Genomic DNA, 15,422 nt, shown 5'->3' with positions numbered 1-15,422 from the left:
CCAGGCCTGCGACAGCTTAGACAGCCAGGCGAGCGCGGCCCTTGGCGCGGCGTGCGTTGATGACCTTGCGGCCACCCTTGGTCTTCATGCGGACCAGGAAACCGTGGGTGCGGGCGCGGCGGGTCTTCGAGGGCTGGTAAGTACGCTTCATGATCAATCCTTCTTCTGCAATTAATTTGCAAGTTTTTTACCTTGGCGATGCAATTGCCGCGCAAGGATTTCCAGCCTGTGGCCGGTCGAACCCGCGATTACAGCAAAACTTGAGGCTTTGGTCAATGCCCTGGGCTCAGGGGTGCCGCGCCCCACCTGGACAACCCTGGGTAAAAATCTGTGGATAACCTGTGTTGGAAGGCGCCGGTCGCACGTAGAATTGCCGGCCCACTTCAGGACTTGTCCACACCCATGAGTGCGTTTGAATCCAGCGCCGCCAGCCACCCCTCCGCCGACCTGTCGAGTCTGTGGCAACGCAGTTGCGAGCGCCTGGCCACCGAGCTGCCCGAGCAGCAGTTCAACACCTGGATCCGGCCTCTGCCGCCGGCCGACATCAGCCTCCAAGACGGCCACACCGTGGTCAGCGTGCGCGTGGCCAACCGCTTCATGCTGGATTGGATCCGCACCCAGTACAGTGCCCGCCTCGAGGCCATCGTCGGCGAGTTGACCGGCGGCCCCGTCAAGGTCGACCTGGCCCTGGCCGTGCGCGCCGCGGCCCCCCGACCCGCCATGGCCATGCCCGGCATGGGCAGCCCCACCGGTCTGAGCCTGCCGGCCAATGCCACACCAGGGGGCTACCAGCCTTACAACGGCGGCCAAAGCGGCGGCCACATGACGCAGGGCCCAGCCAGCCACGGCCCAGGTTATCAACAGCCCCAGCGCCTTCAAGAAAACACCCAACGCGCCCACCCGCAGGTCATGGGCCTGAACCCGGCCCTCACCTTCGACACCCTGGTGCCCGGCCGCGCCAACCAGATGGCCCGCACCGCCGCCCTGCACGTGGCCGGCGCCCCAGGCCACATGTACAACCCGCTGTTCATCTACGGCGGCGTCGGCCTGGGCAAGACCCACCTGATGAACGCCGTGGGCAACGCCTTGCTGGCCGACAAGCCCGACGCGCGCATCCTCTACCTGCACGCCGAGCAGTTCATTTCCGACGTGGTCAAGAACTACCAGCGCAAGACGTTTGACGAACTGAAGGCCAAGTACCACCAGCTCGACCTGTTGCTGATCGACGATGTGCAGTTCTTCGCCGGCAAGGACCGCACCCAGGAAGAATTCTTCAACGCCTTCGAAGCCCTGCTGGCCAAGAAGGCGCACATCATCATGACCAGCGACACCTACCCCAAGGGCCTGGTCAACATCGATGAACGCCTGACCTCGCGCTTCGATGCCGGCCTGACCGTGGCCATCGAGCCGCCCGAGCTGGAAATGCGCGTCGCCATCCTGATCAAGAAGGCCGACCTCGAAGCGATCACGATGCCGGAAGACGTGGCCTTCTTCATCGCCAAGAACGTGCGCGCCAATGTGCGCGAGCTCGAAGGCGCGCTGCGCAAGGTGCTGGCCTTCGCCAAGTTCAACCACAAAGAAATCACCATCGCCCTGGCCCGCGAGTCGCTCAAGGACCTGCTGTCCATCCAGAACCGCCAGATCAGCGTCGAGAACATCCAGAAAACGGTGGCCGACTTCTACAAGATCAAGGTGGCCGACATGTACAGCAAGAAGCGCCCGGCCAGCATCGCCCGCCCACGCCAGATCGCCATGTACCTGGCCAAGGAACTGACGCAAAAGAGCCTGCCCGAGATCGGCGAGCTCTTCGGTGGCCGCGACCACACCACGGTGCTGCACGCCGTGCGCAAGATCGGCGGCGAGCGGGGCAAGGACTCCGAACTGAACCAGCAATTGCACGTGCTCGAACAGACGCTCAAAGGCTGACACGGGAAGCAACGCCGAAGCAGTGGAGAATGTCAAGCCAACAAGGTTGTGGATAAATAAAGGACAAGCACCTGCTTATCCACAGGCCCTGGGCTTTTTCCAAAGTTGTTGTCTGTTGTCCCCAAAACGCCGCCAGTGCTACCCACAGGCTTGTCCTTGGTCTAAACCATTGATGGAACAAGACAAAATAGCGTTGTTCACAAAAAATGCGGCCCTCTACTACGACGACCAATTTGAAAGACTGAAATGATTGTGTTGAAAGCAGCTCAAGAAAAAGTTCTCTCAGCCCTGCAGGTGGTTGCCGGTATCGTCGAACGTCGCCATACTCTGCCCATCTTGGCCAACGTGCTGATCCGCAAAACGGGCGGCTCGGTCGAATTCACCACCAGCGACCTCGAAATCCAAGTCCGCACAGCAGCCCAACTCGATGGGGACGATGGCAACTACGCCGTCACCGTCGGGGCCAAGAAACTGATCGACATCCTCAAGAGCCTGCCCAGCGACCAACTCGTTTCACTCACCGCCAACCAGGCCAAGCTGACGCTGCAAGCCGGCAAGAGCCGCTTCACCCTGCAGACCCTGCCTGCCGAAGACTTCCCCCTCGTGCAAGAGGCCGTCGATTTCGGACCCGCCTTCAGCGTGCCGCAAAAGACGCTCAAGAGCCTGATCGGCCAGGTGCACTTCTCAATGGCGGTGCACGACATCCGCTACTACCTCAACGGCATCTTGTTCGTCGCCGAAGGCAAGACCTTGACCCTGGTCGCCACCGATGGCCACCGGCTGGCCCTGGCGCAAGCCACGCTCGAAGTCGAGATGCCCAAGCAGGAAGTCATCCTGCCGCGCAAGACGGTGCTGGAGCTGCAACGCCTGCTGAAGGACGACGCCAAGGGTGCCGAAGAAGAGCAGCAGATCGAGATGCGCTTCGCCGGCAACCAGGCCAAGTTCAACTTCGGGGGCCTGGAGTTCGTGACCAAGCTGGTCGAGGGCAAGTTCCCCGACTACAACCGCGTCATCCCCAAGAACCACAAGAACCACATCACCCTGGGCCGCGCCACGCTGTTGTCAAGCCTGCAACGCGCCGCCATCCTGACCAGCGAGAAGTTCAAGGGCGTGCGCCTGAATGTGTCGCCGGGCACCCTGGGCATCGCCTCCAGCAATGCCGAGCAGGAAGAGGCCAAGGAAGAACTTGAAATCGATTACGGCGGCGACGCCTTCGAGATCGGTTTCAACGTGGGCTACCTGATGGACGTGCTGGCCAACATGAGCCAGGACATGGTGACCGTGTCGCTGCACGACAGCAACAGTTCGGCGCTGATCACCAACCCGGAAATCGAAGGTTTCAAGTACGTCGTGATGCCGATGCGCATATGACACATTGATCGAAGACCATTCAAACGGGTGGTTTGTCCTCGGGTGGCCTTGAAGTACCCTCTGCGCACTAATTTCAGAGGGAGTTTCCATGAAACGCGCATTTCCCATCCCAACCATCGCCCTGGCATGCGCCTTGTGCGCTGGCGCCCAGGCGGCCCCGTTGAGCAGTGCCTCGACCACCCTCACGGGTTTGAGCTACAAACTGGTCGATCTGGACTTGAACGATGGCATCACGCCATGGATCAACTTCAACCAGAACTACCTGGTGGTGGGCACCGACGAGAACTACAACCCGCAGATCCGCCTTCCGGCGGGCGATGCCTTCAGTGCGCCCCCCGAGACCGTGTCCGGCCCGGGACTGCTGGCCTCGAATGACGGCAACTTCCGCACCTCGGCGCAGTTGAACAGCCTGAACGTTCAGGACCTGGTGGTCGACACCAGCACCGCCTACAACGGCGTTTACTACAACGGCGCGGTGGTGTTCACGGCCTACGGCGGCGGTGTGCAAGAAGGCATCCCCTTCCCCGATGGCGGGTTCAGCTGGACGCTGTCGCCCCACACCGCCCTGGTGGTCGAAGGCAACGCACAGGTCTCGACCCAGGTGGACCTGACCCAGCTGGGACAAGGCTCCCTGCTGCAAGGCGCGAAAGACAATGCCTACGGTTTGCAGCTGGACAGCTACGCTTCGGTCACGGTGGAACTGCTGGCCAATGCCGGTTTCTCGTCCGTCACCGGGGATTTCCAGCCCGAACTCAAAGATGGTGCCGACGTGTCGGTCGAGGCGCACCAGGGCGTCAACCAGAACGGCTTCGTGATCGGTGAAGGTGAACTGCTGGCAGACAGCCTGCAGCAGTCCTTCAGCATCCAGGTGGCCAACGCCAGCGCGGAAGAGCGTGGTGGCGTGTTCTCGCTGTACGTCGGAAGCCAGAACTCGCTGTCGTTCACGCCTGCATTGGTGCCCGAAGTGCCCCAGGTGCCTGGCATTCCCGAACCCGGCACTTTCGCCTTGATGGGGATGGGACTGGGTTTGATCGCCTGGCGCGGCAGCAGGGCCCGCCGCGCCTGATTTCCCCCGTGAAACACCCCGGATTCGAGGGGTGAAAAACGGTAAAATGGGGAGCTCGGACCACCTTGTCCGGGCTCTTTCCTTTTCTGGGCCTCCCATGAGCGACACCCCTCTGATTCCCGTGCAGCAATTTGACGTCACGCCCGACCCCATCGTCGTGCCACAAACCGAAGCGCAGATCTCGGCCGGTTATGGCGAGGGCAGCATCCAGATCCTGGAAGGCCTGGAAGCCGTTCGCAAACGCCCCGGCATGTACATCGGCGACACGTCCGATGGCACCGGCCTGCACCACCTGGTGTTCGAGGTGGTCGACAACTCCATCGACGAAGCCCTGGCTGGCCATTGCGACGACATCGTCGTGACCATCCACACCGACAACTCCATCAGCGTGACCGACAACGGCCGCGGCATCCCCACCGGGGTGAAGATGGACGACAAGCACGAGCCCAAGCGCTCGGCTGCTGAAATCGCCCTGACCGAGTTGCACGCCGGCGGCAAGTTCAACCAGAACAGCTACAAGGTGTCGGGCGGCCTGCACGGCGTGGGCGTGAGCTGCGTGAACGCGCTCAGCAAGTGGTTGCGCCTGACGGTGCGCCGCGATGGCAAGGCCCACCTGATCGAATTCAAGCAAGGCATCCCGCAAGACCGCCTGCTGGAAATGCGCGACGACGGCAAAGGCGGCCAGGTTGAAGTCAGCCCCCTGCGCATCACCGGTGAGACGGAGAAGCGCGGCACCGAAGTGCACTTCCTGCCCGACGACGAGATCTTCAACAACATTGATTTTCACTACGAGATCCTGGCCAAGCGCCTGCGCGAACTCTCGTTCTTGAACAACGGCGTGAAGATCCGCCTGATCGACGAGCGCAACAACAAGGAAGACAACTTCGCCTACATCGGCGGGGTCAAGGGCTTCGTTGAATACATCAACAACGGCAAGAAGATCCTCAACCCCAACGTGTTCCACGCGCAGGGCGACAAGGTGTCCGAGTTCGGCACCAACGTGGGTGTCGAGGTGGCCATGCAGTGGAACGAGAGCTACAACGAGAACGTGCTCTGCTTCACCAACAACATCCCCCAGCGGGATGGTGGCACCCACCTGACCGGCCTGCGCGCCGCGATGACCCGCGTCATCAACAAGTACATCGAAGACAACGAGCTGGCCAAGAAGGCCAAGGTGGAAGTGGCCGGCGACGACATGCGCGAAGGCCTGGCCTGCGTGGTGTCCGTCAAGGTGCCCGAGCCCAAGTTCAGCAGCCAGACGAAAGACAAGCTGGTGTCGTCGGAAGTGCGTGCGCCCGTTGAAGACATCGTGTCGCGCTTGCTGACCGACTGGCTGCTCGAGAACCCCATCGACGCCAAGATCATCTGCGGCAAGATCGTGGAAGCCGCGCGTGCGCGTGAGGCTGCCCGCAAGGCCCGTGAAATGACGCGCCGCAAGGGCGTGCTCGATGGCATGGGCCTGCCCGGCAAGTTGGCCGACTGCCAGGAAAAAGACCCGGCGATGTGCGAGATCTACATCGTGGAGGGTGACTCCGCCGGTGGCTCTGCCAAGCAGGGCCGCGACCGCAAGTTCCAGGCGATCCTGCCCCTGCGCGGCAAGATCCTGAACGTGGAAAAAGCCCGCTACGAAAAGCTGCTGACCAGCAATGAAATCATCACGCTGATCACGGCCTTGGGCACCGGCATTGGCAAGGGCGGCGGCACCGACGACTTCAACCCGGACAAGCTGCGCTACCACCGCATCATCATCATGACCGACGCCGACGTGGACGGCGCGCACATCCGCACCCTGCTGCTGACCTTCTTCTTCCGGCAGATGCCCGAGCTGGTGGAGCGTGGGCACATCTACATCGCGCAACCGCCGCTGTACAAGGTCAAGCATGGCAAGCACGAGCAGTACCTGAAGGATGCGCACGACCTGGACACCTACCTGATGAAGGTGGCGCTGGACACGGCCTTGATCGAACCTGGCGCCGGCAAGCCTGCCATCAGCGGCGAGCCTTTGGTGGAACTGGCCAAGGCCTATGTGCTGGCCAATGACGTGGTCAACCGTTTGAGCAAGTGGATGGACGTGGACGCCCTGCGCGCCATGGCCAATGGCCTGACCCTGAACCTGGACACCCTGGAGCAGGCCGAGGCCAGCGCCGTGGCCTTGAAGGCCGGGCTGCACGATGCCGAAGTGACCGCCGAGTTTGATGAGCGCACCGACAAGCATGTGCTGCGCATCAGCCGCATTTACCACGGCAATGTGAAGAGCAGCATCATCACAGCTGACTTCATGCATGGGGCTGATTACGCGGCCTTGAGCACGGCTGGCACGACCTTCAATGGGCTGCTGGGCGCTGATTCGGTGGTGAAGCGTGGGGAAGGCGATCGCCAGAAGGAAGCGCGCGTGAAGGACTTCCGTGAGGCCATGGCGTGGCTGATTGGACAGGCCGAGAACACCGTGGGGCGCCAGCGCTACAAGGGGCTGGGCGAGATGAACCCGGCGCAGTTGTGGGAGACCACGATGGACCCGACCGTGCGGCGGCTGCTGCGCGTGCAGATTGAAGATGCGATCGAGGCTGATCGGGTTTTTGTGATGCTGATGGGGGATGAGGTTGAGCCGCGCAGGGAGTTTATTGAGAGCAATGCGCTGCGGGCGGCGAATATTGACGTTTGACCTGGTCGAACACTTGTTGATGTAAAAACGCCCGGCACCGTCCGGGCGTTTTCCATTAATGGGATGGGCGTTAACAAAACAAGGGAGCAAGCTTGATCGAGTACATCACTGGGGTCATCAGTGCCTTGAAGCAAGGTGTGGAAGGCATCGCTAAGGTCAAGAGTTGGTGGTCCGACAGGCAAGACGTTGTTCACTCTCAGGCGCAGCGAATGCTGATGCTGTTTGAACGTCATGAGATACCGCGTCAACAAATCGTTCGGATCTTGCCTCCGCAGTTCGCCATTCCGATGACTGCATTTTCAAGTGCTGACAAGCTGAAGGCCGTATTGACTCCGGCGTTGCTGGATTGGGCCAGCGAAACGTTTTGCGTGTCTCGCGCCTGGCTCGATGGAGTGCAGCGACATCCCCATGAGCCAGTGCATGTTTACAAGCGGCCTCAGCGGATGCACGCGTGGTTGAAAGAGCGTTCAGCAGCGGTTGATGGCAGAACCATGCTGCTCCATGTGCTCATGGAGCATTCAGCATCCGACCTTCAAGGTGCATCTGGAGCGTTCGTTGTTGTGCTGGAAGAATGCTTTGGTGAAATAGATCAACGAGCTTTGAGCAGGTATTGGGTGATGAGCGAGGGGTGGCACTTTGACCATCAGCCTTGTGCGATGGACCTCTTGTGCTTGATGACGATCGCGGAGTCGCTCAACGTCACGTCTTGTGGACATGAAGTGGATAGAAAGTTCATCAAGCAGTTTGAAGAGGGGGGCTTGCTTGCACCCGAGTTCATTGACAAAGGGCGAAGAGGTTGTCGCATCATCGAATGGGTGCCTGCATCTGGTGATGACGCGGCCATGACGCCATATCACCAGACCGTGTGGCGTGAAGCCAGGAAGCGCTTGATCGGCGTTGACCTCAAGGATGCGTTGTGGTTCGACAAGTCTATGCGTAGCGGTGAATTACACCCACCCATTCAAGGGAATCCCTGACAAAAACAAGCCTAACCTTTGGTTGACAAAAGACAATATGAACTAAACTTTGTCAACTAACAGGAGCACAAGATGATTCACGACCGGATCCGTCGTGCGCGCTTGTTGCGGGGGCTAAGTCTGGAGGCCGTCGCGCAGCGCGTTGGCGATATCAGCAAACAAGGGCTGAACAAATTTGAAAAAGGGGATGCCACCCCGAACTCCGCTCGCCTTTTGCAGTTGGCCAAGGCCCTGGAGGTCAAGCCGGAGTACTTCTTCCGGCCTGATGCGGTGCAGCTGGCCCCGCTGGAGTTTCGCAAGCTGGCCAGCATGCCGCAGAAGCGTCAACACCAGGTGGGTGAGCAGATGCGCGACCACCTTGAGCGCTACATCAGCCTGGAGCGTTGCTTCGAGGTAGACGGCGAACCAGCCACCATGGAGCCCTCAAGATCGATGCAGGTGCATAGCACGGCTGAGGCAGAGCACGCGGCGGAAACCTTGCGTGCGCGTTGGAACTTGGGTGGTGACGCCATTGCCCACCTGACTGAACTGCTGGAAGAGCACGGCATCAAAGTGGCGTTGCTGGACGAGCAAGACGGCTTTGATGGCGCCTGTGCGGCCACCGAAGACGAAAGCCATGTGCTGATCGCCTTAAACCAGAACCGCCCTGGCGAGCGCTTGCGCTTCACGGCCGCGCATGAGCTGGGACACTGGGTGATGGCGTTGCCTGAAGACATGCCAGAGAAAGACAAGGAAGCCTGCTGCAACCGCTTTGCAGGGGCCTTCTTGTACCCACAAGCCAAGGTGCTTGCCGAGTTTGGTGCCCACCACCGCAGCCGCGTGCTGGCCGTTGAACTGTTGAATGCCAAGCGCCGCCACGGCATCTCCATGGCCTTGGCTTTGCGCCGCCTGAAAGACCTGAACCTGATCACCGATGCTGGCTATCAAGGCATGAACATCCAGTTCAGCGCGAATGGTTGGCGCAAGAGCGAGCCTGAACCCTTGCGCCCTGAGCGCCCGCGCCGCTTTGAGTCATTGGTGTACCGGGCTTTGGCTGAAGACTTGATCAGCCTGTCTCGGGCCGCTGAGTTGATGCAATGCCCGGTGGCTGAGCTGGACCCTGGCCTGACCCACCTGCCTCACTGAGCGGGGCTATCGTCAGTCATTCACGCCAATTGGCCATGCGCACGTCGCATTCGTGCTGTGGCAGACGAGCACCTTCCGTCAACATGGTTTGAAGCGCATCAGCAGCTCTGGCGGGCTTGATCACGGCATGTGTGACCAGCTGATCCAACAGCCATAAGGCGCCGTGTACCTGCAGCCCGTCTTTGATGGCCTGTTTGCGTAGACGGCCGTCACCCGTGAGCAGAGGATGCCCCTGTGCTTTGGCCACTAGGTAGCAAGACACATCGGCCAGCGAACTGTTGCCGTGTTCGACCATCAGGCCAAACAGGTCGTTAACCTCGGCCTCGCTGAGGCCCAGCACAACCAGGCCGCGCGCGACCAGACCATCAGGATCTGGATGGCTCAACTCGTTCACCACGAAGTCGGTGCTCACGAAGGTGAAGGGCAACGCGAACAGCGCATCAAGCAATCCGGCGCGACCGAAGTCGATCCAGATGTTAGTGTCGCTTATGTAGACGCGCTGGGGCATGGAGTGACGGGGAGGTTTTAGGCAGCAACGGCTTGCTCGACGAGCACGGTGGCGAGTTGAGCGTGTTGCTGGCGAGCATCTGCCAGATGGACCTTGAGTTGATCGCACAGGGCCATCAGTTCATCGACTTTGGCGACGATGCGATGTTGAACCTCTAGTTGCGGGACGGGAATTGGAACGCCTCCGACGGTACCCTGGTTGATCTTCGGCATGTTGCCCTGTGTTCCAGTTGCCTTGCTACGCATGTAGGCCCTGCAACCCAAAGATGACAAGCATAGGTGAACAAACCTAAGCGACATCAGACTTGAGACGCGCATCCGCATCATCAAGTCCGGATAGATGTACTGATCGTCAGCAGCGTCATAGACGGCACTGACGCCAACATAGTCAATAGAGTTCGCTCGCTGCACCAAGAGGTCACCCGACTTGAGTAGGTACTTGGGCACGACGCAAGCATCCAACTCAACGTGCTTGAAGCAAGTCCCGTTGAATCGCCCACGGGTCGTAGCGCCCAGAGTCAGACAGCGCACGGATGTTTCGAAGGGCACTGGCTTTGGCGAAATACCATTCTGCAAACCCCCAGACAGGACCGAGCCAAGCTGAGCCCATCGCCATGATTCCGGGGTGTGCCATAGCGGTTCTGCTGGTCGAATAGCATGGCCTTCAGTCAAACCAATTTGGTCAAGTAGAGCAGACGCTGGCATGCCCGCAACATCGCAATCAACAAGGGCACCACCCACCGCCAACTGCAACACCGTCTGCTTGAGGGCATCAATGCTGGCCTCGGTGGTGAAGAGGGTGTGGAAGTGCTCGGACAGGCGTTGCCAGCTTGCGCGGAAGTCTGCGGCGTCAGTGGCTTGGGTGAGGCTGTCCAGCAGGGCTTGCACGAGCTGGACGTGGGCCGCTTCGGCATCGGCCTGATCGGCTTCCAGCCGGTCGCACAGGGCCATCAGTTCGTCGACTTTGGCGACGATGCGATGCTGCTCTTTCAAAGGCGGAAGAGCTAGTGTCAGAGCTTCCAGCTTGCCCTTGGTCACATGCTGAAGTCCTACGCCGCCATGAGCCTTTGCTATGAGCTCCTCAAGGCGGGTATTGATCGCAACTTGCAGGAATCTATCGAAAAACGATGCTCGCTTTTGGATGCAGGAGAAGATGTGCTGATTGAGTGCGGCTCTTCCGCGATTCCAGATAAACGCACCAAACGATGTCCCCGGCGTCCCAGACCAACTTATCAGCAATGTTCCGGTATCAATAACATGCCGAGATGCGACGGTGACCTCATCACAAAAGTTGAATTCCGCATCTGGGCGATTCAGATTCTGAATTCGAACTATGGGCAATCCAGACGAGATCCACTCTGTTGGCTTGAACGCTCGCCCATTGACCATATCCAATGTGTCACCTAAACGAACCCACTTCCAAGTTTTAGGCAGACAAAATGGGCCATCAAAATGAATCTGCTTGCCGGAATACTCTGCCTCTTCTAAATGAGAGTTTGCGAAACCATCCATCGCGTCTTGTGGAACCAGTTTGCCCCGCACAGCCAGCTCCAGAATCAACGCCCGCAGCTTCTTAATGCCATCCGGCGCATCTGCTACCAAAGGCAAGTGCCTCGTCACCAGCGCCGTCATGCGTCACGCTCCAAGGCCTCGGCCAGCGCAGCCTTCAACTGCTCACGCAATTGGGCAATGCCTTCCTGCTTCTTCGCAAAAGCCGCCAGCAACTCAGCCGGGTCATGGTTCACTTGCTCGCCCACATGCGGGTTCTTGCAATCGAGGTTCCAGTTGCGGGCCTTGATCTCCTCCAGGCTGACCTTCCAGGCAAACTCGTTAGCCTGGCGGCTGGCAAAGCCATCGGCCTCGCTGCCCCACCAGGCCTCTTCCACCTTGAACTCTTCCACGCGCATGGGCCGCGTCTTGCTGTAGTTCTTCACGCCTGCCGGGTATTGGTGTTCGTAAAACCACACCTCGCGCGTAGGTCGCCCCTTGGTGAAAAACAGCAGGTTGGTCTTGATGCCCGTGTAGGGGTTGAACACGCCATTGGGCAGGCGCACCACGGTATGCAAGTCGCACTCGGTCAGCAGCTTTTCCTTGATGCGGCTCTTGATGCCTTCGCCAAACAAGAAGCCATCTGGCAGCACCACAGCGGCGCGGCCACCGTCTTTCAGCAAGTGCATGATCAGCACCAGAAACAGGTCGGCCGTTTCACGGGTGCGGAAGGCGGCGGGGAAGTTGGTCTCGATGCCGTCTTCTTCCATGCCACCAAAGGGCGGGTTGGCCACGATGCAGTCCACTCGCTCTTTAGGGCCCCAGCTGATAAGGGGGCGCGCCAAAGTGTTGTCGTGCCTGATCTGGTTGGGCACCTCAATGCCGTGCAAGAACATGTTGGTGGTGGCCAGCAGGTGGGGCAGCGGCTTCTTCTCCACGCCATGGATGCTGACTTGCAGGGTACGCTCGTCTTCTGCTGTCTTCACATAGCGCTCGCGCTTGTGCTCGATGGTGCAGGTCAGGAAGCCGCCGGTGCCGCAGGCCGGGTCCATCACCTTCTCGCTCAGCTTCGGGTCCACCATGCGCACCATGAACTCGGTCACAGGGCGTGGGGTGTAGAACTCGCCCGCGTTGCCAGCGTTTTGCAAGTCGCGCAGCAGTTGCTCGTACATGTCGCCAAAGGCGTGGCGCTCTTGCGCCCTGTTGAAATCCACGCCCACCTGGATCTTGTTGATCACCTGGCGGATCAACTGACCAGACTTCATGTAGTTGTAGGCGTCTTCGAACACGCTGCGCACCACATAAGCGGCGGGCTTGCGCGCGTTGGCGTCGAGGTTCTGCAGGCCAGGGAACAGCTCGTTGTCGATGAAGCTCTTTAGCTCTTCGCCTGTCATGCCTTCAGGGTCTGCGGCCCAGTCGCGCCAGCGGTATTTCTCGGGGAGCGGCGACTTGTAGTGGTCGTCCAGCAGCTCCCATTCCATTTCGCGGTCGTCAAAGATCTTCAGGAAAAGCAGCCAGACGAGCTGACCAATGCGCTGGGCATCACCATCGACACCCACGTCTTTGCGCATGATGTCTTGGATGGACTTGATGGAACTGCTGATGGACACGAATTAGCCTTAAATGGAATCGATGCTGGCCGTTTCAGACGGCAAGTGGAAGGGATTGATCGAGGTCAGGCGTAAAGGTTCTTTTCAAGCTCGGCAAGGGCTTGGGTATAGCCCGCCTTGCCACCGAAGGCCTTGACGATTTCAATGGGTGAGCCAAGCTTGCTGAATGGATCGAGTTGAAGGATTTTGATGTCTTCAATGTTTGCGATGCCAGTGTCAGCGTACTTGTCCAACAAGGCCTCCAGCACTTGCCGCGCAGCGCCTTGGTACTTGGCAAAGTAATTGCGCTTCTTGACGTTCTCGGCCCGCTCTTTGCGCGACAGGGGCGGCTGATCAAAGGCCACGTGGCACACCAGATCGAATGGGTCCAGTGGCTTGCCCAGCTTGGCTTCCACTTCTTCTTGCAAAGCTTCCCAGAGCACGCCTTGGTTGGCCAGCTCTTCGATGATGGCGGTCTTTTGATCGGCGTCCGTCCAGCGGCGCAGGAAGGCATCCAGCGAGCCAAATTGCTTTTTGACGCAGGCACGGGTGTAGTCACGCAGTGATTCGGTGATCAGCTTGCCATCGGTGCCGTAGTACTGCACGCGCTCGGCCACTACATACACGGGCACATCGGCCACGACGTACTTGATGCGCTTGCCACCTTCGCCTCCACCGCCGTCAGGATCGCTTGGGGGGAAATCGTCGCCATCACCCGTCGTGCCAGGCAAGCCGCTTGTGTCGCCCGGTTGTGTGGTGTCATCAGGGTTGTCATCTGGCGGCACGGGAGAGTCACCAGGGCCTGGCTGGTAGATCTGCACGGGCTCACCATCGAATTCCTTGTCGGCAAACAGCTCGGTGGCCTTCTTGAAGTCCATGATGGTGAACCAGAACTTACCGTAGTCCTCATTGATGCGGGTGCCGCGCCCGATGATCTGCTTGAACTCGGTCATCGACTTGATGTGCTGGTCCAGCACCACGAGCTTGCAGGTCTGCGCGTCCACACCCGTGGTCATCAGCTTGCTGGTGGTGGCGATCACCGGGTAGCGTGATTCGGGGTTGATGAAGTTGTCCAGCTCCGCCTTGCCTTCTTGCTCATCGCCCGTGATGCGCATGACGTACTTGCGGCTTTCCTTCACGCGCTCGGGGTTGAGGTTGACCAGGGCCTGGCGCATGCGCTCTGCATGGTCGATGTCATCGCAAAAGACGATGGTCTTTTGGAAGGGGTCAGATGCTTTGAGGAAGGCGGTGATTCTTTGGGCCACAACCTGGGTGCGGGCTTCCAGCACCAACTGGCGGTCCATGTCCTTGAGGTTGTAGATGCGGTCTTCGATGACCTCGCCGTTCTTGTCGACCATGCCTTTGGTGGGGCGCCAGCCTTCGAGGTCTTTGTCCAGGTCAATGCGCACCACCTTGTAGGGCGCCAAGAAGCCATCCTCAATGCCTTGCTTTAGGGTGTAGCTGTACACCGGCTCGCCAAAGTAATGGATGCTGGAAACCTCTTTGGTCTCCTTGGGCGTGGCGGTCAGGCCGACATGCGTGGCGCTGGAAAAGTAATCCAGGATCTCGCGCCAGGCCGAGTCTTCAGCGGCACTGCCACGGTGGCATTCGTCAATGACGATGAGGTCAAAGAAGTCGCGTGAGAACTGCTTGTAGATGTTCTTGTCTTCTTCATTGCCCGATACGGCTTGGTACAAGGAGAGGTAGATCTCGTAAGACGTGTCGATCTGGCGCTTGCTGATCTTGGTCATCGCCGCGCCAAAGGGCTTGAAGTCGTTGTTCTTGGTCTGGTCCACCAAGATGTTGCGGTCAGCCAGGAACAGGATGCGCTTCTTCTGGCGTGACTTCCAAAGGCGCCAGATGATCTGGAAGGCCGTGTAGGTCTTGCCCGTGCCGGTGGCCATCACCAGCAGCACGCGGTTTTGGCCACGGGCCACCGCTTCAACCGTGCGGTTGATGGCGTTCATTTGGTAGTAGCGCGGCACGCGGCCGGAGCCGTCGTCGTAATACGGCGCTTCGACCTTGGCGCTGGCGGCGGCATCCAGGCCCCTCCATTGGCAATAGCGTTGCCAAAGTTCTTCCGGGCTGGGGAACTGGTCGAGGTTCAGTTCGGTTTCAACCTGGGCGCCTGTGCCCGTGCGGTCGTGAAACAGGAAGCCATCGCCATTGCTTGCGAACACAAAGGGCACGTCCAGCGCATCGGCGTAGTCCAAGGCCTGTTGCATGCCTGCGCCGATTGAATGCTTGTTGTCCTTGGCCTCAATGACGGCCAGGGGCAGATTGAGCTGGTGGTACAGGATGAAGTCGGCGCGGCGGGCCTTGCCGCGTGTGTGCAGCTTGCCTCGCACCATGATGCGGCCCTTGGTGAAGCTGAACTCTTCGCGCACCTGCTTTTGGATGTCCCAACCAGCCTGCACGATGGCTGGTGTGATGAACTTGGTGCAGATGTCCCGCTCGGACAGTGATTTTTTATCCATACCGCCGACTGCTCACCCTGGTGAATTCTGATCACCCAAATGCACAAAACAGAGGGTGGATGCCCCAATTTTGCCATCCCTGTCAAGAAGGCCAGCTTGGTATCGAAGGCTGCGGGCTGGTTCGGTGTCTTCGGCACTGACTCCGCTCGCTGGCCGAGTTCACGCGGGAGGCGGCCTGGGTAGAAAGTTGCAGAGATACTTGCCTCTGAAAGAAAAGTGGTGGCGCTGAAGATT

The 15,422-nt window shown here is 59.5% G+C and carries 11 protein-coding genes; 6 read left to right on the top strand and 5 right to left on the bottom strand.

The window, feature by feature from the left end; genetic code table 11:
* Positions 1 to 16 precede the first annotated feature (16 nt).
* Positions 17 to 151: a 50S ribosomal protein L34 gene (gene rpmH / locus ACREB4_RS04965; RefSeq protein ID WP_230179871.1), complete on the bottom strand. Its 135-nt coding sequence runs from the start codon at positions 149 to 151 to the stop codon at positions 17 to 19.
* A 251-nt stretch (positions 152 to 402) separates the two neighbouring features.
* On the opposite strand from rpmH, the gene dnaA reads away from it, so the two are divergent.
* The 6 genes from dnaA to ACREB4_RS04935 all read left to right on the top strand — a co-directional run bounded on the left by dnaA (position 403) and on the right by ACREB4_RS04935 (position 9,127).
* Positions 403 to 1,926, top strand: coding sequence for a chromosomal replication initiator protein DnaA (gene dnaA / locus ACREB4_RS04960; RefSeq protein ID WP_431587090.1), 1,524 nt, complete (start codon positions 403 to 405; stop codon positions 1,924 to 1,926).
* Between the two features lie 246 nt (positions 1,927 to 2,172).
* Positions 2,173 to 3,297, top strand: coding sequence for a DNA polymerase III subunit beta (gene dnaN, locus ACREB4_RS04955; protein ID WP_431587089.1), 1,125 nt, complete (start codon positions 2,173 to 2,175; stop codon positions 3,295 to 3,297).
* Positions 3,298 to 3,385: 88 nt separating this feature from the next.
* Positions 3,386 to 4,363 (top strand): PEP-CTERM sorting domain-containing protein, encoded by a 978-nt coding sequence (locus ACREB4_RS04950; protein WP_431587088.1) that lies wholly within the window; start codon positions 3,386 to 3,388, stop codon positions 4,361 to 4,363.
* 97 nt (positions 4,364 to 4,460) lie between these two features.
* Entirely contained in the window at positions 4,461 to 7,025 is a 2,565-nt protein-coding gene (gene gyrB, locus ACREB4_RS04945; RefSeq protein ID WP_431587087.1) for a DNA topoisomerase (ATP-hydrolyzing) subunit B, read from the top strand.
* Between the two features lie 92 nt (positions 7,026 to 7,117).
* Entirely contained in the window at positions 7,118 to 8,002 is an 885-nt protein-coding gene (locus ACREB4_RS04940; RefSeq protein WP_431587086.1) for a hypothetical protein, read from the top strand.
* A 72-nt stretch (positions 8,003 to 8,074) separates the two neighbouring features.
* Positions 8,075 to 9,127: a helix-turn-helix domain-containing protein gene (locus ACREB4_RS04935; RefSeq protein ID WP_431587085.1), complete on the top strand. Its 1,053-nt coding sequence runs from the start codon at positions 8,075 to 8,077 to the stop codon at positions 9,125 to 9,127.
* 16 nt (positions 9,128 to 9,143) lie between these two features.
* Here the strand turns inward: ACREB4_RS04935 and ACREB4_RS04930 are convergent, their stop codons facing one another.
* From ACREB4_RS04930 to hsdR, 4 genes are all read right to left on the bottom strand, one after another.
* On the bottom strand, positions 9,144 to 9,635 hold the full coding sequence (locus tag ACREB4_RS04930; RefSeq protein WP_431587084.1) for a hypothetical protein: 492 nt from the start codon (positions 9,633 to 9,635) through the stop codon (positions 9,144 to 9,146).
* A gap of 17 nt (positions 9,636 to 9,652) precedes the next feature.
* A complete protein-coding gene (locus ACREB4_RS04925) occupies positions 9,653 to 11,266 on the bottom strand; it encodes a restriction endonuclease subunit S (protein ID WP_431587083.1) in 1,614 nt (537 codons plus the stop codon).
* Positions 11,263 to 12,732 carry an N-6 DNA methylase gene (locus ACREB4_RS04920; protein ID WP_431587082.1) on the bottom strand — a complete coding sequence of 490 codons (1,470 nt, stop codon included), beginning with the start codon at positions 12,730 to 12,732 and terminating at the stop codon, positions 11,263 to 11,265. Before ACREB4_RS04920 ends, ACREB4_RS04925 begins: the two co-directional genes overlap by 4 nt.
* Before the next feature lie 65 nt (positions 12,733 to 12,797).
* Positions 12,798 to 15,188, bottom strand: a complete 2,391-nt coding sequence (hsdR, locus tag ACREB4_RS04915; RefSeq protein WP_431587081.1) for an EcoAI/FtnUII family type I restriction enzme subunit R — start codon at positions 15,186 to 15,188, stop codon at positions 12,798 to 12,800.
* Between the last annotated feature and the right edge of the window lie 234 nt (positions 15,189 to 15,422).

This window comes from Aquabacterium sp. (genome assembly GCF_050725395.1).
Classification (GTDB): Bacteria; Pseudomonadota; Gammaproteobacteria; order Burkholderiales; family Burkholderiaceae_C; genus Aquabacterium.
The sequence above is the reverse complement of the archived record's forward strand: the minus strand, read 5'-3'. Positions and strand labels throughout refer to the sequence as shown.

Excerpts from the sequence above, each read along its gene's own strand:
- ACREB4_RS04930 (WP_431587084.1), bottom strand. The coding sequence starts at position 9,635 with ATGCCCCAGCGCGTCTACATAAGCGACACTAACATCTGGATCGACTTC.
- gyrB (WP_431587087.1), top strand. The coding sequence starts at position 4,461 with ATGAGCGACACCCCTCTGATTCCCGTGCAGCAATTTGACGTCACGCCC.
- dnaA (WP_431587090.1), top strand. The coding sequence starts at position 403 with ATGAGTGCGTTTGAATCCAGCGCCGCCAGCCACCCCTCCGCCGACCTG.
- hsdR (WP_431587081.1), bottom strand. The coding sequence starts at position 15,188 with ATGGATAAAAAATCACTGTCCGAGCGGGACATCTGCACCAAGTTCATC.
- rpmH (WP_230179871.1), bottom strand. The coding sequence starts at position 151 with ATGAAGCGTACTTACCAGCCCTCGAAGACCCGCCGCGCCCGCACCCAC.
- dnaN (WP_431587089.1), top strand. The coding sequence starts at position 2,173 with ATGATTGTGTTGAAAGCAGCTCAAGAAAAAGTTCTCTCAGCCCTGCAG.
- ACREB4_RS04950 (WP_431587088.1), top strand. The coding sequence starts at position 3,386 with ATGAAACGCGCATTTCCCATCCCAACCATCGCCCTGGCATGCGCCTTG.
- ACREB4_RS04935 (WP_431587085.1), top strand. The coding sequence starts at position 8,075 with ATGATTCACGACCGGATCCGTCGTGCGCGCTTGTTGCGGGGGCTAAGT.
- ACREB4_RS04925 (WP_431587083.1), bottom strand. The coding sequence starts at position 11,266 with ATGACGGCGCTGGTGACGAGGCACTTGCCTTTGGTAGCAGATGCGCCG.